This window comes from Endozoicomonas sp. ALD040 (assembly GCF_049275945.1).
In the GTDB taxonomy this organism is placed as follows: Bacteria; Pseudomonadota; Gammaproteobacteria; order Pseudomonadales; family Endozoicomonadaceae; genus Endozoicomonas_A.
The window spans coordinates 3,379,821-3,400,858 of the sequence record NZ_CP184829.1; the positions used below are offsets into that span (position 1 = coordinate 3,379,821).

The 21,038-nt window shown below is 42.6% G+C and carries 25 protein-coding genes; 4 read left to right on the forward strand and 21 right to left on the reverse strand.

Annotation, left to right across the window (positions count from 1 at the left end):
- Positions 1–164 precede the first annotated feature (164 nt).
- The 9 genes from ACOJUN_RS12455 to ACOJUN_RS12495 form a co-directional block, all read right to left on the reverse strand.
- Positions 165–1,304, reverse strand: coding sequence for an O-antigen ligase family protein (locus tag ACOJUN_RS12455; protein ID WP_422136918.1), 1,140 nt, complete (start codon positions 1,302–1,304; stop codon positions 165–167).
- Between the two features lie 329 nt (positions 1,305–1,633).
- Entirely contained in the window at positions 1,634–2,926 is a 1,293-nt protein-coding gene (locus tag ACOJUN_RS12460; RefSeq protein ID WP_422136919.1) for a polysaccharide pyruvyl transferase family protein, read from the reverse strand.
- Positions 2,898–4,361 carry a lipopolysaccharide biosynthesis protein gene (locus ACOJUN_RS12465; RefSeq protein ID WP_422136920.1) on the reverse strand — a complete coding sequence of 488 codons (1,464 nt, stop codon included), beginning with the start codon at positions 4,359–4,361 and terminating at the stop codon, positions 2,898–2,900. Before ACOJUN_RS12465 ends, ACOJUN_RS12460 begins: the two co-directional genes overlap by 29 nt.
- Positions 4,342–5,556 (reverse strand): glycosyltransferase, encoded by a 1,215-nt coding sequence (locus tag ACOJUN_RS12470; protein WP_422136921.1) that lies wholly within the window; start codon positions 5,554–5,556, stop codon positions 4,342–4,344. Before ACOJUN_RS12470 ends, ACOJUN_RS12465 begins: the two co-directional genes overlap by 20 nt.
- Before the next feature lie 120 nt (positions 5,557–5,676).
- Positions 5,677–6,486: a hypothetical protein gene (locus ACOJUN_RS12475; protein WP_422136922.1), complete on the reverse strand. Its 810-nt coding sequence runs from the start codon at positions 6,484–6,486 to the stop codon at positions 5,677–5,679.
- Entirely contained in the window at positions 6,483–6,968 is a 486-nt protein-coding gene (locus ACOJUN_RS12480; RefSeq protein ID WP_422136923.1) for a glycosyltransferase, read from the reverse strand. The genes ACOJUN_RS12475 and ACOJUN_RS12480 overlap by 4 nt, the downstream gene beginning before the upstream one ends.
- A 12-nt stretch (positions 6,969–6,980) precedes the next feature.
- On the reverse strand, positions 6,981–7,427 hold the full coding sequence (locus ACOJUN_RS12485) for a UDP-N-acetylglucosamine--LPS N-acetylglucosamine transferase (protein WP_422136924.1): 447 nt from the start codon (positions 7,425–7,427) through the stop codon (positions 6,981–6,983).
- 318 nt (positions 7,428–7,745) lie between these two features.
- Entirely contained in the window at positions 7,746–7,973 is a 228-nt protein-coding gene (locus ACOJUN_RS12490; protein WP_422136925.1) for a nucleotidyltransferase domain-containing protein, read from the reverse strand.
- Positions 7,970–8,140, reverse strand: coding sequence for a hypothetical protein (locus tag ACOJUN_RS12495; protein WP_422136926.1), 171 nt, complete (start codon positions 8,138–8,140; stop codon positions 7,970–7,972). Before ACOJUN_RS12495 ends, ACOJUN_RS12490 begins: the two co-directional genes overlap by 4 nt.
- A 206-nt stretch (positions 8,141–8,346) precedes the next feature.
- Here ACOJUN_RS12495 and ACOJUN_RS12500 point away from each other — a divergent pair, with 206 nt between their 5' ends.
- On the forward strand, positions 8,347–8,682 hold the full coding sequence (locus tag ACOJUN_RS12500; protein WP_422136927.1) for a hypothetical protein: 336 nt from the start codon (positions 8,347–8,349) through the stop codon (positions 8,680–8,682).
- A gap of 206 nt (positions 8,683–8,888) precedes the next feature.
- On the opposite strand, the gene ACOJUN_RS12505 is transcribed toward ACOJUN_RS12500, so the two are convergent.
- From ACOJUN_RS12505 to ACOJUN_RS12535, 7 genes are all read right to left on the reverse strand, one after another.
- A complete protein-coding gene (locus ACOJUN_RS12505; RefSeq protein ID WP_422136928.1) occupies positions 8,889–9,170 on the reverse strand; it encodes an addiction module antidote protein in 282 nt (93 codons plus the stop codon).
- Positions 9,171–9,562: 392 nt separating this feature from the next.
- Positions 9,563–9,979 carry a type VII toxin-antitoxin system HepT family RNase toxin gene (hepT, locus tag ACOJUN_RS12510; RefSeq protein WP_422136929.1) on the reverse strand — a complete coding sequence of 139 codons (417 nt, stop codon included), beginning with the start codon at positions 9,977–9,979 and terminating at the stop codon, positions 9,563–9,565.
- The gene (gene mntA / locus ACOJUN_RS12515; RefSeq protein ID WP_422136930.1) at positions 9,972–10,376 is read right to left on the reverse strand and encodes a type VII toxin-antitoxin system MntA family adenylyltransferase antitoxin; all 405 of its coding nucleotides are present in this window, start codon (positions 10,374–10,376) and stop codon (positions 9,972–9,974) included. The genes hepT and mntA overlap by 8 nt, the downstream gene beginning before the upstream one ends.
- Before the next feature lie 408 nt (positions 10,377–10,784).
- Complete coding sequence (locus ACOJUN_RS12520; RefSeq protein WP_422136931.1) at positions 10,785–11,039, reverse strand: UPF0175 family protein; 255 nt, start codon at positions 11,037–11,039, stop codon at positions 10,785–10,787.
- Positions 11,036–11,452 (reverse strand): nucleotidyltransferase substrate binding protein, encoded by a 417-nt coding sequence (locus ACOJUN_RS12525; protein ID WP_422136932.1) that lies wholly within the window; start codon positions 11,450–11,452, stop codon positions 11,036–11,038. Before ACOJUN_RS12525 ends, ACOJUN_RS12520 begins: the two co-directional genes overlap by 4 nt.
- 39 nt (positions 11,453–11,491) lie before the next feature.
- Positions 11,492–11,695, reverse strand: coding sequence for a hypothetical protein (locus tag ACOJUN_RS12530; protein WP_422136933.1), 204 nt, complete (start codon positions 11,693–11,695; stop codon positions 11,492–11,494).
- Between the two features lie 109 nt (positions 11,696–11,804).
- Positions 11,805–12,215: a nucleotidyltransferase family protein gene (locus tag ACOJUN_RS12535; RefSeq protein ID WP_422136934.1), complete on the reverse strand. Its 411-nt coding sequence runs from the start codon at positions 12,213–12,215 to the stop codon at positions 11,805–11,807.
- Between the two features lie 18 nt (positions 12,216–12,233).
- Between ACOJUN_RS12535 and ACOJUN_RS12540 the strand changes: the two genes are divergently transcribed.
- Both ACOJUN_RS12540 and ACOJUN_RS12545 read left to right on the forward strand, forming a co-directional pair.
- Positions 12,234–12,431: a type II toxin-antitoxin system VapB family antitoxin gene (locus ACOJUN_RS12540; protein WP_422136935.1), complete on the forward strand. Its 198-nt coding sequence runs from the start codon at positions 12,234–12,236 to the stop codon at positions 12,429–12,431.
- Positions 12,432–12,652: 221 nt separating this feature from the next.
- Positions 12,653–12,889: a hypothetical protein gene (locus tag ACOJUN_RS12545; RefSeq protein ID WP_422136936.1), complete on the forward strand. Its 237-nt coding sequence runs from the start codon at positions 12,653–12,655 to the stop codon at positions 12,887–12,889.
- A 133-nt stretch (positions 12,890–13,022) separates the two neighbouring features.
- On the opposite strand, the gene ACOJUN_RS12550 is transcribed toward ACOJUN_RS12545, so the two are convergent.
- The 4 genes from ACOJUN_RS12550 to ACOJUN_RS12565 all read right to left on the reverse strand — a co-directional run bounded on the left by ACOJUN_RS12550 (position 13,023) and on the right by ACOJUN_RS12565 (position 19,614).
- The gene (locus tag ACOJUN_RS12550) at positions 13,023–14,195 is read right to left on the reverse strand and encodes a nucleotide sugar dehydrogenase (RefSeq protein ID WP_422136937.1); all 1,173 of its coding nucleotides are present in this window, start codon (positions 14,193–14,195) and stop codon (positions 13,023–13,025) included.
- An 883-nt stretch (positions 14,196–15,078) separates the two neighbouring features.
- The gene (locus tag ACOJUN_RS12555) at positions 15,079–17,292 is read right to left on the reverse strand and encodes a GumC family protein (protein WP_422136938.1); all 2,214 of its coding nucleotides are present in this window, start codon (positions 17,290–17,292) and stop codon (positions 15,079–15,081) included.
- Positions 17,293–17,457: 165 nt separating this feature from the next.
- Positions 17,458–18,030 (reverse strand): polysaccharide biosynthesis/export family protein, encoded by a 573-nt coding sequence (locus tag ACOJUN_RS12560; protein WP_422136939.1) that lies wholly within the window; start codon positions 18,028–18,030, stop codon positions 17,458–17,460.
- A 390-nt stretch (positions 18,031–18,420) separates the two neighbouring features.
- Positions 18,421–19,614, reverse strand: coding sequence for a hypothetical protein (locus ACOJUN_RS12565; protein WP_422136941.1), 1,194 nt, complete (start codon positions 19,612–19,614; stop codon positions 18,421–18,423).
- Between the two features lie 260 nt (positions 19,615–19,874).
- On the opposite strand from ACOJUN_RS12565, the gene ACOJUN_RS12570 reads away from it, so the two are divergent.
- Positions 19,875–20,411, forward strand: coding sequence for a hypothetical protein (locus tag ACOJUN_RS12570; RefSeq protein ID WP_422136942.1), 537 nt, complete (start codon positions 19,875–19,877; stop codon positions 20,409–20,411).
- Positions 20,412–20,497: 86 nt separating this feature from the next.
- On the opposite strand, the gene smpB is transcribed toward ACOJUN_RS12570, so the two are convergent.
- Positions 20,498–20,977: an SsrA-binding protein SmpB gene (gene smpB, locus ACOJUN_RS12575; protein ID WP_422136943.1), complete on the reverse strand. Its 480-nt coding sequence runs from the start codon at positions 20,975–20,977 to the stop codon at positions 20,498–20,500.
- Between the last annotated feature and the right edge of the window lie 61 nt (positions 20,978–21,038).

Below are 21,038 nucleotides of genomic sequence, written 5' to 3' on the forward strand. Positions count from 1 at the left end.
TAATTTTTAATAGACTTTTTTGAGGGAGTTTATATTTATTATTTGGTTATTAAATTTTAAAACACAAAAGTATTTAAAACAGTTTTTTGTCCCCTCCACTTTTACTACGAGAGCTAATTCTATTTTGATTACTCATTGCAAAATCCTAGCAAGAGGTAAATAGTTTACGGTTGTCGCATAGAAGTACGCATTGGTTCCATGCGAGTCATTACAACAACAATTAAGAACAAAAAACCAGAAACTGAAGAAATTGCATTCTCAGTTATACAAATTAATAAAAATAATATGCTGGACCAAATTATTTCAAAGGGCTTAGTACATTCTGTCAGCCTAGCCTTGAGAATAAGTGCGAGGAGCAAAAGAGAATAGAATACAATAGTTTGGATGTATCCAATTTCCACTGCGACTCTCAAATACTCATTATGCGCACTTATTGTTCCACCCACTAAAATTCTAACCTCATCTGGAAGGATTGTAGCCTGATGCCCATAACCAACACCAAACCACCAATGTTTGGCGAGTACGTCGTTAAGATAATCCCAAATGATTTCTCTGCCACTTAAATGTGTTTGAAAAATACGACCAATTATAATATCGCCCAACAATATCAAAAATAAAATTAAAAATATAGCTGCTGCAATAATTATGAGTCGTTTTAGATTCATGTAGTTTTTGAAGCCACCCCAGAAAACTGGAAAGCAGAGAAGAGCACCAATAAATAGCGCCATTCTCCCTCCAGTTAAGATAAGTATGACTGTATTAATAAAAACTAACCAGAGATAACGTATATCATATGTATCAGCATACCTTAAAGATGAATAACAACCTGCAATACAATAGGCTCCAAGATAGGCAGGTATTAACGAACCTTGTAGCCTAGGTAAACCACTAGCAAACTCATAACTAAATATGCTTCTGCCAAAAGCAACCCAATAAAACATACCAATTAGTATTGAAAAAGTTGGTAGCCAGGTAACCACCTTTAAGACGAACCTTATTTCAGCCTCAGTTAATCTGGCAGATAAGAAAATAAAAATTGTAATTATTTGAAATAAAGCTTTTCCGTAAATAATCCAACTAAAATCAGAGTAATCTGACAGGATCGCACTAAAAAGAGTGATCATTAAAATAACAAATAGTATTGCTATTATTCTATGATCAAAATGCCGTCTAAAAATTAGTACCAATGCTGAAAGTAGTAGGAAGGATTTTTCTATTGGATTTGCAAAACCGACATTAAAAACCATTCCAACATTTAATACTAATAAAAGCAATGAAAATGAAAAAAGCTGGTAGAAAATCATTATCTTTTAAAAAACCAATATTGAAATACAACCTGGCTATAAATCTATAACAGATTACTAAAGTATAAATTTACCGAATGACATATGTGGGGGGTAATTGATTTAAGCAATTCTTATGGTTTAAAGCACAAAAACTTGTAACTAGTTAATCGAGAATAAGAACAGTATTTTTTGCTTTTTGCTACAATACGAACTACGCCTGCCAAAGCAAAGTAGCACCTCCTTTAAACAAGCCAGAATTGAAAACCGAATTTTACAAATTAAAAATCACAAGTTAGTAACTTAAATACTGTTTTACCAAGAGTGAGACTAGACAACATTTAAACTGTTCAAATTAATCGTATGTTTTTTTCTGAAAGCGAACTGACAACCTCTACTTTGGATTGAACATTTTTTTTGAGTTCATCTACATTATGAATCCCATGCTCACAAAATTTTTTAAAAAATGAAGCGTCAATAATCTTCTCTGGTGATGCAAGCACGTAACTTGGAAGTTCGAAATGTTTAATAAGACCCTCAAATTTATCTTGATAGGTTATTCCTAATATAGGTACGCCTGAGCCTAAGGCTGCTATTGATAAATGCATTCGTCCTGTAATCACCAAATCAGCCAATGATGCTAAACCCTTTAAGTCTGAGGCAGGAATATCATTGAATACTGTTGAAAGATAACTCTTATCACTCTTACACTTGGAATAAATCTCATTCAACATAAAAACATCACCAGTGTTTTTATCTCTGAAATCATGTGCTACAAATAAAACGCTTGCATTATATTCAGATATGATAAAGTCAACAGTTTGTGCACAGCTGTTAATCATTGAGGTCAGTTTTTCTTTAGAACGATCAGGAACTAAAATCGGGTGGATGTTAAAAATAACAACCATTCTTTTGTTATTTTTCTGTATCTCAACCCATTTTTTTATATCACTCACTTCTTTACTTAAAGTAGGAGCAAGCATAAATGCATTATCTGCGACGAGTTTGGCATCAAAGCGAGCTATTTGATCATAGCGCTTTAAAGAACAAGAGTCCCTTAAATTTACAATGATTTTGTCTGATATAAATTTAGTTAAAAAGAGTTTGGTAAAAGTAGCAGGCAAAGAATTAAATGAAAACCCTCCTATTATTGTTTTTTTTCCATGTCGAGCCATCAAATCTGAAATTAGCCAAAGCCGCAGTGACTTAATGTCAGAATAATAGCCATCCATAACATCTGCACCTATGCAAATACTTGCATCATAATCCTTTACATGGGCAAAAATATTTTTAAGGCTCCATGGATAAGACCAGCACTCAATTGGTTTTACATCAAGCTTTTTCAAAGGAGAAACAAATGCTCCAGGTTCAACCGCTATTGCTAACTCGATATCAGGGTTTTGAACCTTTAACTTATTGACAAGTGCAATAAGCATTGCTTCATCACCTTTAGAGCCGAAAGGGTTGCTTGTATGGGGTGAGAAAAATACCAATTTTTTAACACAATTATCAACTTTGATAGGAGTTATCTTGCGTTTTAAAAAATACCACGAAGTAAACATTAGCGGTGGCAAAATAAACTCTCTAATCTGAGATTTGATTGATTTTGTTTCCTTACTTTTTTTTTGATTGTGAAAAACCATAATATTTATCACCTAATACAATTTTCAAAACTAAATTGGCTTTCGAATTAAAGAAAGTCACCAAAACAAAAAAATAAATTGATACTGAAATTATTCCAAGTAAAAATAAACTCAGAAGGGAATTATTCAAAGATAATAACGGGTGATCTCTGAGATGAGTAACACTAAACGCCATTGCAGTGGAAGCTAAGAAAAACGGATATGTTTTTTTAACAATATTAATTAATGAGGTTTTGGAGTATTTTGCGACCATCAAAAAACTGGCTGGTACAATAAAAAGTTGGACTGTGAAGTAGAAAAAAACAAAGTCAGAAAAACTTACTTCTGTGGCAAATATCATTAATGTCAACACTCCAATACTTTTTACTAAAAGTATTTTAAGAGTGAGATCTGGCCTCCCTATAGCATTTAGAAGAGTACCATTATAAAACTGAATAACTTGTATTGCACCTAAAATAGAAAGATAAAAGGCCACCCTTTCAGAACCTTGCCCATTATGCGAGTAAAGTATATTAACGACTTCAGGCGACAAAATAGCTAGTATAATAAATATGGGTGTGCCAATAGCAGCTGTAACAGTTACTGCTCTATAGTAACAACTGCTAAGTTCCTCATGGGAAGATTTTAACAATGAAAACTTGGGCATATATACATCTACGGTCACAGCAGAAATAACTTGCATGGCCAGACTGTATAATCTTTGCCCCATTACATACAAAGCAAGTGATACGGGCCCAAAAATTGTAACCACATAGATTTCTACAGATCTATTTGAAAAATAATCCAGTACTTTAGCTCCAATTAAATTTGATCCAAACTTAACTAGCGGTTTGGCTTCTGTAATCGAAAAAGAAGTGCTTGGACGCCAGTCAACTCCTTTCCAAACCAGTACCACATTTACAAGAGCCATTAATAGAAACTGAGCCAGTAGGCTCCATACACCAAAGCCTGCCAATACAAGGGTTATACCAAAAACACTACTGATTAGAGCACCCCAAGCTGCTCTTATTGCCAGCCATTTAAACTTAAAATTTTTCCTGAGTAACGCTTGTGGTACAAAGCCAATAGCGTTCATTAATAGTGCAAGGCTACCAAATTTAAGAATTTCTGTTATTCCCTCCATTGGCAAAAGAAAAGCCAAGTTGTCTGAAAAAGACCATACCGAAACAACCAGTATAAGGGCAATGACAATATTTATAGCAAAAGCAGTATTTAATATTATATCATTAAGCTTTTCTCTTTGAATAAGAGCATCACTAATACCACCATCACTAAAAATTTCTAGGAATGCTAAAACTGCAAGAACTGCTGAAAATATACCTAGTTGTTCTGTTTCCAAAACCCTGGCCATTACTATAAAAGTAATAGCACCACTGAATCGGACTAGAGAATTTTTTACTGCTGACCATAATAAGCTAGATCGTATCTGTGTCACTATTCAAACCTAATTTTTTAAAACAACCAGCCATTGATTTTGCTGCAGACTTCCTTGTAAAAATCTCTAAAACAGCCGAACAATATTCTGCTCTTTCAGTTACTAATTTACGGTCACCTATCCAGCTAGAAATAGCATTGATATACTCACTAGCTGTTGATACACAAATATATGGCACATGATCACCCTTCGGATACCCGTATCCACCTTCTTTTGTGGTTATTGTCGGTAACCCTAAAGCTAAGTAATCAAGAATTTTTATTTTTATCCCGCTCCCCATTAATACCGGATTGATTGCAAATAGGCAGTCTTTAGCAATTTCCTCTATGGAATCTAATCGACCAAGGAAGTTGACATTTTCTGGCGGGCTTTGAAAAGCATCACAAACTGAACCGATAATATTTAAATGTATATTTGGATGCTGTTTGAGAATGGTTGGCCAAATTTCATTAAAAAACCATTTAAGCCCATCAACATTGTGGTTTGCATTAGCACCAATATATAAGATACTAGATCCATTATAAGTACGTAATGCCGGATAGGTGTTATTAGAAACACTTGGATAAATGGTTACCACTGACTTATTCTTTATTAATGAAGATATTAAATCCATCTCTTCAATATTGATTGCTGCAATACAATCAAATTCTTTCCATATACCAATCTCTTTATCCTTTGTAATACTAGGTGATACTTCATAACCCCGTTTTTGAAATGATTTAGTCCGATCAAAAAATACATCATGCGCTATTAATATTTTTTTTGACGATAGCTCATCAATAATTGCTGACCTAAATATTGTGTCTACAACAACTAAGCTGCATTCTTTCGTAATCAGTTTTTTTGTAGAGTTGGTATCTCTTTTTGATAAAAACTTACCAATTGTCATTTTTTTTTGAGGACTATGACTATCAAAAAACAAATAACTTATTTTTTTTAATGGCCTTAAAAATGAACGCCATGATTTAGACAGATAAATACTAAAAATCTTTACCGCATTTACATATTTAGTTTTAACTTGTGGATGCTTGATTTCGTATTTGCTTGAAAAGATAGCAGGAAAGTAGTCACCAGTTATTATTACAGTTACCTCATAACCACAGTCTAACAATGCATTAATTATATTAAGGTTGTAGCTTTGAGCGCCACTGAAGCCCAAGCTTGGTAATCGTTCACATACAAAAATAGCTTTCATAGTCATTGTTTAGTTGTTAGTGTGCTTTGTAATTAATGCTGTATATTTTATACGGTGGATCATTAGCGTCTTTTCAATAAATTGATATGGTTTTTCAAAAAAACTAGAAGTGTTCGTTCTTTAATATTTAGCCTTCATAAGTTTAGTAATATTCATATCTCCTTTAATAATCAATACGATCCCAACAATCAATTTTCGAAACCATTGGTAAAAAAGGGTTGGTTTTTTAAATGCATGTTTTCTTAAAGCAATATGGCTACCTTGGAAATATTTTTCTTTCAGTTCTAACATTTTATCTCTGTGACCAACCAGTTCATTATCAATAAATTCTGTTGACCTAGATGATAAGAATAATTTTATTGCATAATCCAAATCTTCACCCCCATTATTTGGTGTGCCCACACCTAATGATTCGTCAAAGCCACCTGCATTTATTGCTATATTTGACCTGACAAATATAGTATTTGATGAAGCATTTTTTATTAGATCAGTAATTTTAGCTTTTTTTGGTTTATTACTATCCAATGCATCTACCGGCTTAGATGAATACTTACAAAATAAGAAGTCAAGGTTGTTTTTGCTTGCAAAGATAGAGCTAATGTATTCCAGAAAACTTTTTGTATACCAACAGTCGTCATCGGGGTAAGCAATTATATCAACATTTGACAAAGTACCTTCTTTTCTAGCCTTTGCTAACATTAGATTTCGTGCTTTTGATAAAGACATTTTTGAATCAAAAGTCATGAAATCAATTAATCTCGAGTGTTTTTCTATAAAAAACTGATATTCTTCTGTAAAGTTTTGAAGAAGAACTATGTGTTTAATTTTTTCTAGCCTTTTCTCTGATTCTTCAATACTGTTAAACAGGCGTTCTAGTTCCTTTATTGCTCTTTCGCTTAATATTGAAGTTGTCATAAGTAAGAATTTCATAATTCATTCCCTTCAATAAAAGAATTGATGAAATTTTTCAACTTGTAATATTCAGGATTATTTTTTTGTTCAGGTTTCTTTAATCTATTCCATTTATCTAAGTAGTTGTGTATTTCAGTTTCATTTGTCGCAACATAGATTCCAGATACATCTTTAAATTTGTTTGCTGTTGATGTTTGATGATCATTCCTATGCTCACCAAGAGCAAAACTTCTAGGGAAAATTATAATAGGAATATTCAATTCATAAGCGGTTAAAATAGAACCCATGCCAGCATGCGCTACTATAACCTTTGTTTTTTTTAGCAAGCTTGAATACTGTACTGGAGTTAAGAAATCAGTACTCTCTATATGTTGTGGCTTAATTCCACCTTTACCAATTTGGGCAAATATCTCTACTTCACTATTTATACTGCCCCACTTGTCTACAGCAAGAACCATTCGGTCAAAAGGAAACTGTGTGCCTGTAGTAACCAATATCAATGTACTTATCTCTTAAATAATTGAACCATGATAAAAAACTTTTCTACCATCACAAAGGTTTTCCCATTGTGAAAGCGTTTTATGCGCAAAGAAGGTGGATAATCTACCACACATAGAAAGTTTTTCACCATTTGCTATGCTATCGATCCATAGTGTTTTTGAGCCTAAAAGCCGACCACACACTATTGTTAATAAGCCTGGTGCAGCACCTGTCGAAATAATAATATCTGGCCGTTCCTTAACAATCATTTTAATGACTTCATAAAGAAGATTGGGTATTTTTAACTTTTCAGTACTGCTAGCTTCAGGCAAGATATATGAGTTTTTAATACCCTCTTGTTCAGCCAAACCTTTGATAGTTGTTGCATATATTATATTTGCTTTTTCTAATTCAGGTTTCAATTTAATTAGTTGCTTCCAGTGACCACCACCGGAAGCCACAGCAAGAATTTTTTTCATTTTGAATTTATTCCGTTTTTGGTTAACCAATTAATCAACTGGGGGTAGTTCTTTAATCCTGAATCATTAACTGTTGCTCTGCTCTACTCAGACATTACGGCAAAATTATGAAATCGCCTCCCCAGCAAGGACATCAGCCAGTTAGCTTATACTTATAGCAGCTTTCTTTTGTTTTCTCTTCAGGCCCGTTTTGAAGGTTTTCGTATTGTTCAGCAGTTTGACTCTAAAATGTCTAAAAACATCTACATCAAACCAACCGTGCACCTTCCAGCTTGGCAATTCGGTGAATGGGCTGTTCAGGGTGCTGGGTGTCGTGAATCAGAATATCCACTTTTTGTTCACCCCATCGGTCTTCCAGTGCCAGGCGTAAGTGGTTTTCTTTTCGACCAGGTTGCTTAAACCATCGATTTCAATCAACAAGTCAATATCGCCACCCCGTGCGTCATCTCTGACCCTGGAGCCAAAGAGCCAGACCCTGGCCTGCTGGCTGATCTCTTTCCTGACCAACTCGATGATGTCGTCTTTCTGTTCCGGACTGATTCTCAATGGTCACGACCTAACTTTATATTGTGGAGCCTGAGTACGTACGCTTCGATCTGTTCAGTGATTTCAATCAGTTCCGGAGCCACAGCCCATGCCATGTTAAGCGCTTCAGCCCACTGCGATTCAGCTACCGGGTAGTCGTGAGAAAATGCATTGCGAATTTCACGCATTTTCCGCCAGCTGTCGGCAGAACTGAGGATATGTCGCTTTTGCATCCATTCAAAAACTTAACGAAGATGATAACACTGACAAAATACATCTGGCTTTCTGCCCTGGCAGTGACAGCACAGATGGTCAGAAAAAGGTTAGGTGTCTTTGTGCCATCTTTTATTGACTGCTATGCTCAACGCACAAGAAATAATCACAGGGTGTACGAATGAACCACGATAAAGACACAGACGATTTCTTTAATGCCATCAGTCGTGTAGAGGTCAGTGTAAAAAGCTCACAGGACGATATTAGGAAGCTTTACCTGCACAGCGCACGGCAGGAAATAGCTATTGAGTCACTTAATGAAAAGATTGAAGCTAACCAGCAAGAAGTTCGCCAATACCAGCAAGAAAATCGTGAACGTTTTGACAAGATTGACGTTAACCTGCAAGAAAATCGTGAACGTTTTGACAAGATCGACGCTAACCAGCAAGAAAACCGTGAACGTTTTGACAAGATTGAAGACACTCTGGCTATCATTGTAAACCACCTCCAAAAATAACCACGGCACCTGACAACAGCATCCACGGGACTTCTCCCGTGATGCAAAAGGCTGTCTTTTAGCTGTTGTCAACTTACCAAGCTTGGCGAGGGTTACTGATAATAGAAAGAAAACCGGGGTCAGGTCTTTCATCGTTCACAATGTAACCCAACATCCTTATTATACTTTTATACTTTGTATTGTCCGATGCCAGAATAACACTAATGCTAAGGGCTGATTTTCAAACTCACTCCCAGAGCCTGAAGAATTTTGAACACTGTTTCAAACCTTGGTTTCGCACCTGGTGCCAGGGCTTTGTATAGACTTTCCCGACCAAGGCCTGAGTCATTGGCTATCTTCTGCATCCCTGTTGCCTTGGCGATATCACCAATAGCCGATAAGAGCAAAGCCTGGTCACCCGTTTCAATGACAGCATTCAGGTACTCTGCAATCGTTTCACTGTCGTCAAGATACTCTGATGCATCAAAGGTCTTTAGCTTCCTGCTCATGTCATGCCTCCAGATTTTTTAAAATGGCTTTTGCTTTTTCAATGTCTCTGGACTGGCTGGACTTGTCACCACCATTGAGTAATACGATGATGATATCCTTTTGCCTGGCAAAGTAGATCTTATAGCCTGCCCCCTAGTGCACCCGAAGCTCTGACACTTTGCCTCCAACTGATTTCCAGTCCCCGATGTGCCCCTGCTCCAGCAATTTCAGAGAGGCCAGGATTCGAGCCTTGCCCGGCTTGTCTTTGAGTTTGTTCAACCACTTCTCGAAGTGGTCAGTGGTCTTGAGCAAGTACATTAAAGAAGTATGTATCCATTTGGATACGTGTTCAAGTTACAAAAACCGGAAAGGAAAACCGGGGTCAGGAAAACCATGTTCAGGTCTTTCATTGTCAATCCTTATTAAAACTGCGCATAACTTCTTCTGCGAACCCGTTAATTTCATCAACATGGTTTTCTATAACAGATTTGAGAATAGCTATGTTCAATTTTTGGTACTCATGAACCGCTATATTCCTGAACCCCACCATTTTTGTCATACTGACTGTGAGTGGGGCTGATACTAGTCCATGATCGTTTAGTAGCTGGAAAGATTCTCTGGCATTCTGGGGGATTCCCAATTTTTTCAGTTTGATAACGTAGTTCGCCATATCCTGGGCAGCCTGGCAGGCTCTCTGAATATTCAGAATTATAGAATCCTGCTGAGTGTAATTTGTCGCCAGTTCAGACTCATGACCTTTGTATTCTTCATTAATACGGGCAATACAGCGCTGAATGATTGAGTATTTGTTAAGAATAATGTCATTCATTACGCAGCCTTCTTTGTAAGTCGTCCAGGATTTCCCGTCTATCGTATTGTAGCTGCTGGTACAACGACATAACCTGGAGTTCGAATAAGTCACAGGTTAGGGTATCTTGCTGCCACAGCCAGATTCCTGTATTGATCACTTCATGCTGTAGTACAGTAGTTGCTGCGCGTAAATCTATCAGGTCAATATTGGTATTCACCTGGCTGGCTAGTGTCTGGGCGTTTTCCCATAGTTCAACCGGGTCAGCCATACCGTCAATCAAAATACCCAAGTCTATGTCACTTTCTTTATTGGCTGTGCCGTTGGCATGGCTCCCAAAGAGCAGTATACCTTGTGACAAGTCACCATAAGCTTGCCTGAGAAATGAGATGATGACTGCCTTGTGCAGTGGTTCCATTGGTTTGATATTAGCTCTATCGGTAATGGTTTAGGCAACGTAACTTTTTTGCCGGGTTTTTCCAAGGAAAAACCAGGGTCTGGGCTTTCATTTGGAGTCTGACCATGATTGAGATGAACCCTTTCGCCTGGGCTCTGGCTATTTTCTTTTCCATTGTCTGTGCACTGGTGATCTGGGTTAAGTACCTGAACCGTAATGATCATAAAAAATAGCTGCTGGTTTCAGGTCTTCCATATCTGCTATGTAACTGTCAGCCGAATAGTGCGTAAACCCATTGATGTCTTTCTTAAGAAACAGCAGGGAAGTCAGTGTAAAAAGCTGATTTTCACTGTTGGTGTTGAATTTCTGGTGATTATCAAAGGCAATTATTGGGCTGCTATTGGCTACGATTTGCGAAGTATCCTCGGCTTATCCAAGGTTTTCAAGGTCACTGTCCAGATCCGCAGGGTCATGGTCAACTACAGGAATGCCTTGTGCACCCAGAATCTGGATAAAATCACCCAGTGGAACCCGGGCTATCCTGGCCCCTTTAGCAAGGGTAACCACGTCATTTCGAAACAAATGAATGGCCAGGTTAATTGCCACTCCCTGTTCCAGTATTTGGTCTGTAAATGGAATGCCCAACAGAGCATTCAGGTCAGGTGTTTCCAACGCTGTTTTCATGACCAGGTTTCATCGCTCATGCTTACATAAAGCTTTACGGAATCTTTGATAAAGGCATCCATAATATTTAGTGCAGCTTTTGCTTTTTTCCCATCGTAGTCGTGAGAAGTTCCGATGCGAGTGTCTGCGTATGTCATCCACTGAGCGACATCAGATGTTAGTAAGCGGTTCTCATTGGCTATCCGAAACAGCGGCTTTGGACTGTTAGGCACATCAGGGAGACCAAGGCCTTCTTTCAGGTAGTGTTTCAGGGCTTTCCATAAGCAGTCGTAGCAGGTTACATACCGCCGGATAACGGATTCAGAAACTGCTTCCTGAATCCATGAAGGTAATGAGGTATCCAGAGTTTGCCAATTTCCGAATTGCGATTCTAGAAGCACAAGTGACTGCTTGAACTTTCCAAAGTCGATCATTTTTTCACCCATGTGCTTTTGGTTACTCTTCATCACCCATTACAGGTGATTTTTTAGCCACTGAGCACAATCGCTACGATCTTGTGTAACTTGCGTATTATTGAGAGCATCATGGTCATCCAGAACATCATGCTCTGCAGACCTTGTCTTCAAAGCCTCTTTTTTCCACTCAGGCCAGTCGGCTGTCAACTTTTTTGTGCTTTTCAGATAACGCAGAAAATTACTCTCTGTTTTCTTTTTCATGGTTTTCTACCTTCAGCTTAAGGTAAGACAAATATAGTTTTACTTTAAGGTGCGAAGAGTAGGAAACCAGGTTCAGGTCAAAAAACTGAGGTTAGGGGATTTTTCAGTTTTATATCGGCTCTGCCTGGCTAAGAACTTCTTCTCTGATCGAGTCTGAAAGTGAGCCGGGGGTCAGGATGTCAACTTTTACACCGGTTAGCTGCTTTAGCTTGTGGCGAGTCGCTCCAATATCAAATAGGGTCATGCCCTGATCTGGGTCAATCAGTATGTCCAGGTCACTGGTTTCGGTGTCTGTTCCATTCAGTACAGAGCCAAATACTCTGGCATTGGCCGCTTTGTGCTCTTTTATGATGGCCTTGATCTTTACCCGGTATTTTTTTAATGCTGCCGATGGTCTCATGGAATGCCTCAGCCGATAGTCGTTTCTACCTGGTCTTAGTCGGTCACTCAGGTTTTGCGATTGTTCAGCCATTGGCAATGGATGAGCACTCGGGCTAAATTGATTTTTTGTGTAAACCATTGTGTAGCAGTTGATAACATGCCATCAAACCTCGCTATAGACGACGACTTGATTGCTCAGGTCCAACAACTGGGTGGCTATAAAACCAAAAAAGCAGCCGTTAACGAAGCTCTCGCCGAATTTATTCGCCACCGCAAGCAGTTGGAACTACTGGATGATCTCGGCACCATTGATTACGACGCTCAGCCCCTTAAAAAAGAGGCCCGAAGAAAATAATGGTGCTTGTTGATACCTGTGTATGGTCGGCTGCACTGCGTCGACGCAGGACTGAATCCATACCTGAAGAAACAATACTGTTGCAGAGATTAATCCGCCAACACCGGGCTGTGATGATTGGCCCGATATTGCACTGACGACGGATAGGGACTTTATCGAATTTTGCGTAAAACCCCTCGCTTTAGCGGGTGTCGCAAAACTCTCTCCAGCGCGGGAACGAGTTGACTCCTGTCATTCCCGGCTTCGTCCTCGTCATTCCCGCGAAGGCGGGAATCCATACTGACTCACCACCAGAACCAGACTGCCCGGTGCCCCCCCCCCCCTGGCCTTGTCATCCCCGAGAAGGCAGAGATCCACCGTTGGCACTGGATTCCCGCCTTCGCGGGAATGACGACCTCAGAGCATGGAAACGAGCTGTTGGAGTTTTGCGACACCCTCTTCAGGGCGGGGTTCAGTGACGGATTTTCTCCTGATTCTTTCAGTATCAGCGCACGTATCATACTACGTATTCTTTGATTCTGCCTGGCCGAGAAGAGTGCCCGCAGTATGGACGGCAGAAAAAGATAAGAAAAACTCAGACCCGCCCTGACTTCACGAATCCACCCCAAATAAATCACGGGTATAAACTTTCTCCGCAACATCTTCCAAATCAGATTCTTTGCGGTTGGCAATAATCACATCACTGACTGCTTTAAAGGCTTCCAAATCGTTGATCACCTCTGAATGAAAGAACTCATCTTCAGTCAGAACCGGCTCATAGACGACCACTTTAACCCCTTTGGCTTTTATCCGTTTCATCACACCTTGAATGGCTGATGCACGAAAGTTATCGGAGCCGGATTTCATCACCAGTCGGTAAACTCCGACCACTTCAGGGTTGCGCCGGAGAATGGAGTCGGCAATAAAATCTTTTCGGGTGGTGTTGGAATCAACAATGGCTCTGATCAGGTTATTGGGCACATCCTGATAATTGGCCAGTAACTGTTTGGTATCTTTTGGCAGGCAATAGCCGCCATAACCAAAACTTGGATTGTTGTAGTGGTTGCCAATCCTTGGGTCCAGCCCAACACCTTCGATGATTTGCCGTGAGTCAATACCGTGGGTTTCACAGTAGGTGTCCAGTTCGTTAAAGTAGGAAACCCTCAGTGCCAGGAAAGTATTCGAGAAGAGTTTCACGGCCTCGGCTTCGGTGCTGTTGGTGAAAAGAATGGGAGTATCTTTTTGCTCCGCACCCTGAGCAAACAGCTCCGCTATTTTTTTTGCCCTCTCTGACTGTTCACCAATGATGATTCGGGAAGGGAAGAGGTTGTCGTGCAGTGCCTTACCTTCTCTCAGGAATTCCGGAGAAAAGATGATGTTGTTGCTGCCGGTGTCTTCTTTTAATTGCCGGGTGAAGCCTACCGGTACCGTTGATTTAATGATCATGACGGCATCCGGGTTGATGTCCATCACATCACGAACCACTGTTTCAACACTTTCGGTATTAAAATAATTGGTCTTCGGATCATAATCCGTAGGGGTTGCGATAATGACATAATCAGCCTCGGCAAATGCCTGCTGTTTATCCAGAGTGGCCCGGAAGTGAAGCATCTCACTGCGAAGGTAACGTTCAATATCGTCATCCTCGATCGGTGAGAGGCGTTCGTTCAGCATACCCACTTTCTCAGGGATAATGTCCAGCGCAATCACTTCATTGTGTTGGGCCAAAAGCATGGCATTGGACAAACCGACATATCCGGTTCCGGCTATTGCAATTTTAGGCATTGGAGTCACTTGTATATTCAGAGCGTCAAAATTGCCGAGGCAGATTTGTGATCGTGTATTTTCGCAGCAGCCCGGCCAAACCGGTTAAAAAGTGCTGGGTAATGCGTGAAGCGTTAATTTTGCTCAAAGCCGTCAGACGCGGGTGCGGGAACTGGTTAGATAAACTAACCGGAATTCATAGAATCTGGCAGCATTAGACAACTATTGCGATAAAAAAACACGCTACCGCCCCTCAGATTTTCGGTTTTTACTGAAACAACCAGCGTTGAGTTGTGATGTCTAACCATACGGCCTCGGTAACAGGCATTGCTTACATCGCCAACCACGCTGCCTGTCAAATAAAAAAAAGCACACCACTGACAACCAATGATGCAGGTATGAGCAGACAGGGAAAAATTAGAGAGATCTAGCACCCCGATAACAATGGAGATACATTTTACGGCTACAATATTACATTTCAAGTACGACGCATGTTTTGTACTGTGTTCACATGAGTGTATGACCGCATTAAACCCCATAAGTCGTTGTTTTCAGGGAGTTTGTACTACAGCCCTGAATAGTTTTTTGGTAATTTCACTGGCTCAGTAGCGAAAAGCTATGGTTTTTAGTTTTAGACAATATTTTTATATTTAAAGTATCAGAGGTCACGCCGAGCATTAAAAATAACATATTTAATCTGTCGTACATAATCAATATTTCGATTAACTAATATACGACTTTGGTCAATACCTGCCACAGCAATTGGTCTATCATTGGCAGGTATCAGGCTCTCGTTTTTGGCCTCAGCTTGAATTGCTCCCGCGACATAAAACGGTATTTTTCGATTTACCAAGAGCCTAAGGCCATTTTTTAAGCCTTAGCGCTCTTCACGATTTAACAGAGATCAGGAGGCTCCGGAGTAGTAACCAGTTGTGTCGTAATACCGCTGGTTATAACCGTAAGGATCTTTGGCTTTCGGGTTAATCTTGTTCAGCACCGCTCCGGTAACCGGAGCCCCGGCCTGCAGCAGTCGGCCAACCGCCGCGTTGACGGCATTGGCCTGCATACGGCCGGCTTCCACTACATAGACCAGCCCGTCACAATGGCGGGAGACCATCAATACATCGCTGACGTTCTGCACCGGTGGGCAGTCCAGTACGATGTAGTCGTAATGCTCCCTCAGTTTGGTCAGCAGGCTTGCCAGTCGATCAGAAGCCAGCAGTTCTTGTGGGTTCGGAGGTACCATGCCGCAGGGAATCACATCAATCTCTTCCAGTTTATGCACCGCATCGGACACTTTGGCGGTACCGGCCATTAAGTTGGCCAGCCCGGCAGAACCCCCTTTGATATGGAAGTTTTTACCCACCACCGGGCGACGTAAGTCACAGTCAATCAGGAGGGTTTTGCCCAGCTGCCCAAGAGCCAGCGCCAGGTTGGAGGCCACCGATGATTTGCCCTCACCGGGCACCGTTGAGGTGACACCAAACAGTCGGTGTTTCTCGTCCATTGCTGTCAGGTTGACGCTTGTACGGATGGTGCGCACCGCCTCCCCGAATGAAGCCTGCTTCTTGTCGGTAAATAGGTTGAACACACGGTCCAGCAGGGCTTTATCGGTGAGTTTTGGCAATACCCCCATTACCGGCAGGTTTAGCTTCTCTTCAACGTCTTTCGTCGTACGAACAGTGTTGTTCAGCATTTCCAGCAGGAAGGCGATACCGCAGGAGATCAACAAACCCATCAATGCGGCCACGGCAATAATCAGCTTTTTCTTCGGTTTGATCGGCGAGTTCGGCACAAAGGCTTGATCCACTATTCGGGCATTGGCGGTTTGCAGGTCGCTGGTAGCGGAGGTTTCCTGAATCCGTGTGAAGAAGGCGTCGTACAGGTCTTTATTGGTCTGTACTTCACGCTCCAGAGCTCGCAGGCGGAATTCTTTGCGGTTGGTCGCCTGAATGCGTTTTTTCAGCGCTTCTACCGCCGCAGTCAGGCTGCGTTCATTGGCCTTGTCGATTTCGTATTCTCGCTCTACCCCTTCGACGATGGTGCGAATCTGGAGATTAAGGTTGTCCTGAATACTTTTCAGTTCAGACCTTGCCGAAATCATATCAGGATGTTTTGGGCCGTAACGGCGGGACAGATCCGTTACCTGTCGTTGAACTTTTGATTTCTCCTGCTTCAGATTTTGAATCAGCGGGTGTCTAAGCACCGCCTGCAGGGATGCATTGTCGCCTTTGCGCGTTTCACCGGTAGAGATCTGTCTATAGATGTTCTCAGATACCGCCAGCTTGCGGCGCACTTCCACCAGGGCATTGGTTAGCGCCTTGAGTTCGTCACTGGAAGCGTTCAGGACTCCTTCCAGCTCAATCAGGTTCTCCTGTTCACGGTAGTCCTGTAACTCCTGTTCTGCCACTCTTAGCTTTTCGGAAAGTTCACCCATTCTGCCCTGCATCCAGTCAGTGGCGTTCAGGGTCAGGGCCAACTTTGATTCCATGTAGGCTTCGATATAGGCGTTGGCAATGGCGTTGGCGATTTTTGCCGCCAGTTGCGGGGTTTCGGATTGGGCATGGATTTTTACAATCTGGGTTTTTCGCACGGGCTCAATGGAGACACTGGCTGACAGTGCATTGATGGTATCGCGCATGATCATGCCCGGATCTTCCGGTGCTTTCGGCTCTTTCAGTCCGAACCAGCTGCGCCAGTCCAGCATGCCTGCATACCAGGGGGCTTCTTTCAGTCGACCGTTAAACTCCGGGTTGTTCAGCAAATCAAGCTTGTTGACTACCTTTTCCAGTACGCCACGGGATTTCAGCACCTCAAACTGGGTGTTGAGGTAGCTGTCGGTTCCACCATCAATGCCGTAGACCTCTTCAATGGACAGGACTTTGGCCTGCTCCTGCTCGATTTGCAGGGTAGCGGTGGCCTGGTAGATGGGTGTCATGGAGAACACCACAAATATCGCCACCAGGGTGACCGCAGCGGTAAAACCGACAATCGCCCAGCGGTGACTGTTGAGCACATGGAAAATCTGGCGAAGGTCGATAATCTCTTCGTCCCGGGGCAGTCTTGTTTTTGCAGAGGCTTCGGGTGGCGATGATGCCTTTCGGGTTTCTGTGTTCATATCGGGTACATATTTTTTGCCATGGAGTCACTGAGGAAATTATTTTTAAAAGAAAAACCTCGTGCCTTCGTGGTTACTGAAAAAGAGTCTGGTTAGCTGCCGGTTTTCTGAGATGTTGCACGAGAATAGTCTTCTATTTTTCGGACTCTATTCTCGTTCAACCTCCTAGAAGAAGCTTTCGCTGACAACGATAATATCACCGGGCAGAACCGAACCATTAAGCGACAGTTCCTTTTCTTTCTCACTGCCATTTTCATCGCGTGTGACGATAATGCCTTTTTTGGAAGCCCGCTGAGTAAAACCACCCGCCAGAGCGATAGCTTTTTCCAGGGTCAGCCCCGGTTCAAAGGGAAACCCTCCCGGTTCCTTGACTTCACCGGTGACAAAAAACTTGCGGTATTTCACCATGGAGACGCTAACCCGAGGGTCAATGAAGTAGCCGTCTTTCAGTTTTTCCGTTATCAGCCTTTGTAGCTGACCCAGGGTGAGACCTTTGGCGCGAAACTCCCCAAGGAACGGATAGGAAATACTGCCCGCATCCGTCAGGATTATTTCTTTCTCCATCCCTTCTTCACCGTAAACGGAGATCATGATTTCATCCCCTGCACCCAGTTTGTAGCGAGAGAGGCTCATGGGGTTGGCAGCCAGCAGGCCACTACTGAAGACCATGATTGATAGTAAAACGACTAAAGTCGTCAGCTGCCGCAGTGGGTTGGTTAGGTATTGTCTGGAAATCATTGCTTGTACCCTATTGAAATCTCCTGAAAAGGCTGAGGTTTATTTGAGGCGATAGATTGAAAAAAGTCCTGAATAAAAAAGCAAACATAATAACATAACATGCTAAACGCTTCCCGCCTTCTGAAAATAGGGGCTTTCAGAGGTTGGCTGACCAAAACCCAGATAAAGCTGCAGAAATGTTCGGCAAATAACAAGACGTTCTTCCTGCTAGCAAAATATTGCACTTGCTCAACCTGTTTACTGGGGGTTACCCGAAAACAGGTTGAGCATCATTTTCTTATTTGCATGTGTTAATGAATCGGTTCTAAAAATAGATCAACCCTTGAAAGAACCGAAAAAAAGACAGATTGATGCTAACACGGGCAACTGAAAGTGAGCAGCGGTAGTGCTTTAAAGAGCTAAAGTACCTGTGAGCATATAGTAGCTCCGCTTGTAATCTTCAGCACCGGTAAAGCCGTTTTTGTCGGTTTCATCGCGGCTGACATGCTGCCAGGAGGCAGAGAGTAGAATGTTATGTTTGATGTTCCAGTCTACCGCCAGACCCAGCTGGTTTACCTTGCGCTCTTTCTCGGTGATGCCGGTGCCGTCTTGAATCGATTCGTCGGAATAACTGTAGCTGGCTCGGGTGTTGATTTTTCCGGTCCACTGGTGCTCCCAGGTGAGTCGGGTTGTGGTGCCTTTGGTAAAGTCCGCACTGGCCGGGTCATCCGATTCCAGACCGTAGTCCCGGGTGGTGCTCAGCTGAATCAGAGAGCGGTCTACCGGTAGATAGCTTACACCCAATTCCCAGCCAGTATAATCCTGGCGTTCTATGCCAGTGGCACTCCGGTAACGGCGACCCAGTTTGGCGTAACCACTGCTTTTGGCGGTGGCATCCCAGCTGAGACCTACGAGATAGCTGGTGATATCGTAAGCAGCATTCTGTTCCTCGGTGTAGTCCAGCTTGCGCTCCTTGATTTCTATCAGGGCACTGGTCTTGGGCATGAACTGGTAATAGCCGGTGGCACCATATTCAGTAGTCTTTTTGTCTTCGCCACCCGCTCTGTAATTCTGTTTGTTGTAGCTGCCAAACAGGTCGGCACGCATTATCGCCTCCTGGGCGCCAAAGCCGTATTTCAGGCTGCCCTGGGTGCGATTATATTCCGGTGCGGACTTATCGGTGACATCATTAACAGTAGAGCCAGCATCGTGATAGCGGCCAAGGTCAAATCCGGCATCCAGCCTGTGGCGGCTGGTAAATTCCTGGTGGATATCTCCCTTAACACCAACGTCGGTATAACTGGCGTCGGACTGACTGGAAAAATTGGTGTTACGGGCTGCCAGGGTTGCCGCGTAGGTGTTGAGACCGGTTTGGGCTCGGAACTGCGCTTCGGCGTTCAACTTGTAAACTGTAGAGCCTTTATCCGCCAGTTCGCCTTCACCTTTACGGTAAACATTGTCGTCGTAGCCGATACCGGCACTGACTACCGGTACCATTTCCACAGGACCCAGATTGATATGGCCTGCATCCTCAACGGCAGCCATCGCATTCGTGCCATACATAGCCAGCAGACTTGCTGTGCTGAGCTGCTTTATTCCCTTCATGCTAACTGTCTCTACCTTAAACTGGAACGGCTGGTGTAATATAAACGACGTACATCTGGATAAGCCCGTATATTAATGTCTATTACTGCTAATTAACAGGCACTGTTTAAGAGGCTCTGTTTAAAAGACACTTTAAGACTTTTGCCAGTTTGTATTGGTTGAGGTCTGCCAATATAATTTCTCGCAGTCCCTGCCTATACATGGATGCGACAGTTGCTGTATAAAAGGTGCATGTCCAGGGAACCGTAACCGGAACAACGATGAAACCAAAACTCATATTTGCATCCACTGCGCTGATGATGGCGGCCCTCTCGGGTAGTGTCCGGGCCGACCTCGCGCAAGATCTGACGACCATGCCCGTCGAGCAGGCACTGGCCAAGGCCATGGAAAATGATGACCAATCCATTGAAGCGCTAATTTCAGGGGCTACCGCAAAGTTGCAGGATCAGCCAGACTTGCTGGCTTCACTGGTGGTGGCTGCGGTTGCTGAATTTCCGGATCAGATGAAGCCGATTGTCTATATTCCAGCTTGTCAGGTTTCTGAACAGAACAAAGAATCGATGGTCGCTGCGTTGATGACCGCCTCAGCAGGCAATGCTGCTTTGCAGGGCGCGATTGGTCAGGCCGCCGCAAACTGTGAGCAGGCACTGGCGGAAACTGAGGGCACAACAGAAGAAGCGGAACAGACGGAAATTGAAGCGGAACAAACAGAAGTGGCTGTTGACACCACGGTGCCGCCACCACCTCCACCTAACACAGGTGCAGGTGACAGGCCGCCGGAGATCAGTCCGAACTGAAGCTTTCTGCTCCCGGGGCCTCCGGGAGCAACCTTTTCTTCTCTGCTTAGCTGAACCTGCTGTGTGATTCTGAAAAGTTTAACCTTTCACCCCCGATGCATAACCCGCTGCTTTTCAATATTCCACTCGCGCTCTTTGGTGGCGGCTCGCTTGTCGAACTCTTTCTTGCCTCGGGCAAGGGCTACCTGACATTTGACCAGATGGCCTTTCCAGTAGAGCTTGGTAGCGATACAGGTATGACCTTTCTGTTGAGTTTCCGAGAACATCTTGGCTAGCTCTCTTCTGTGCAACAACAGTTTGCGGTCGCGCAGAGGATCTGCCACCACATGGGTGGATGCCGTATCCAATGGAGTGATCTGGGCACCAATCAACCAGGCTTCGCCATCTTTGAGCAGAACGTAGCTGTCTACCAGCTGTACTTTGCCCATGCGAAGGCTTTTGACTTCCCAGCCTGCCAGTGACAGTCCCGCTTCAAATGACTCATCTATGTGGTAGTCATGACGGGCCTTTTTGTTGACGACAATGGAGGAGTCGCCTTTACCGCTTTTTTTCGATCTTTTAGCCATGCGCGGATTATAACGTGGATAGAGTATAAAACCAGTCGTTGCTTATGACTCTTACTTATTC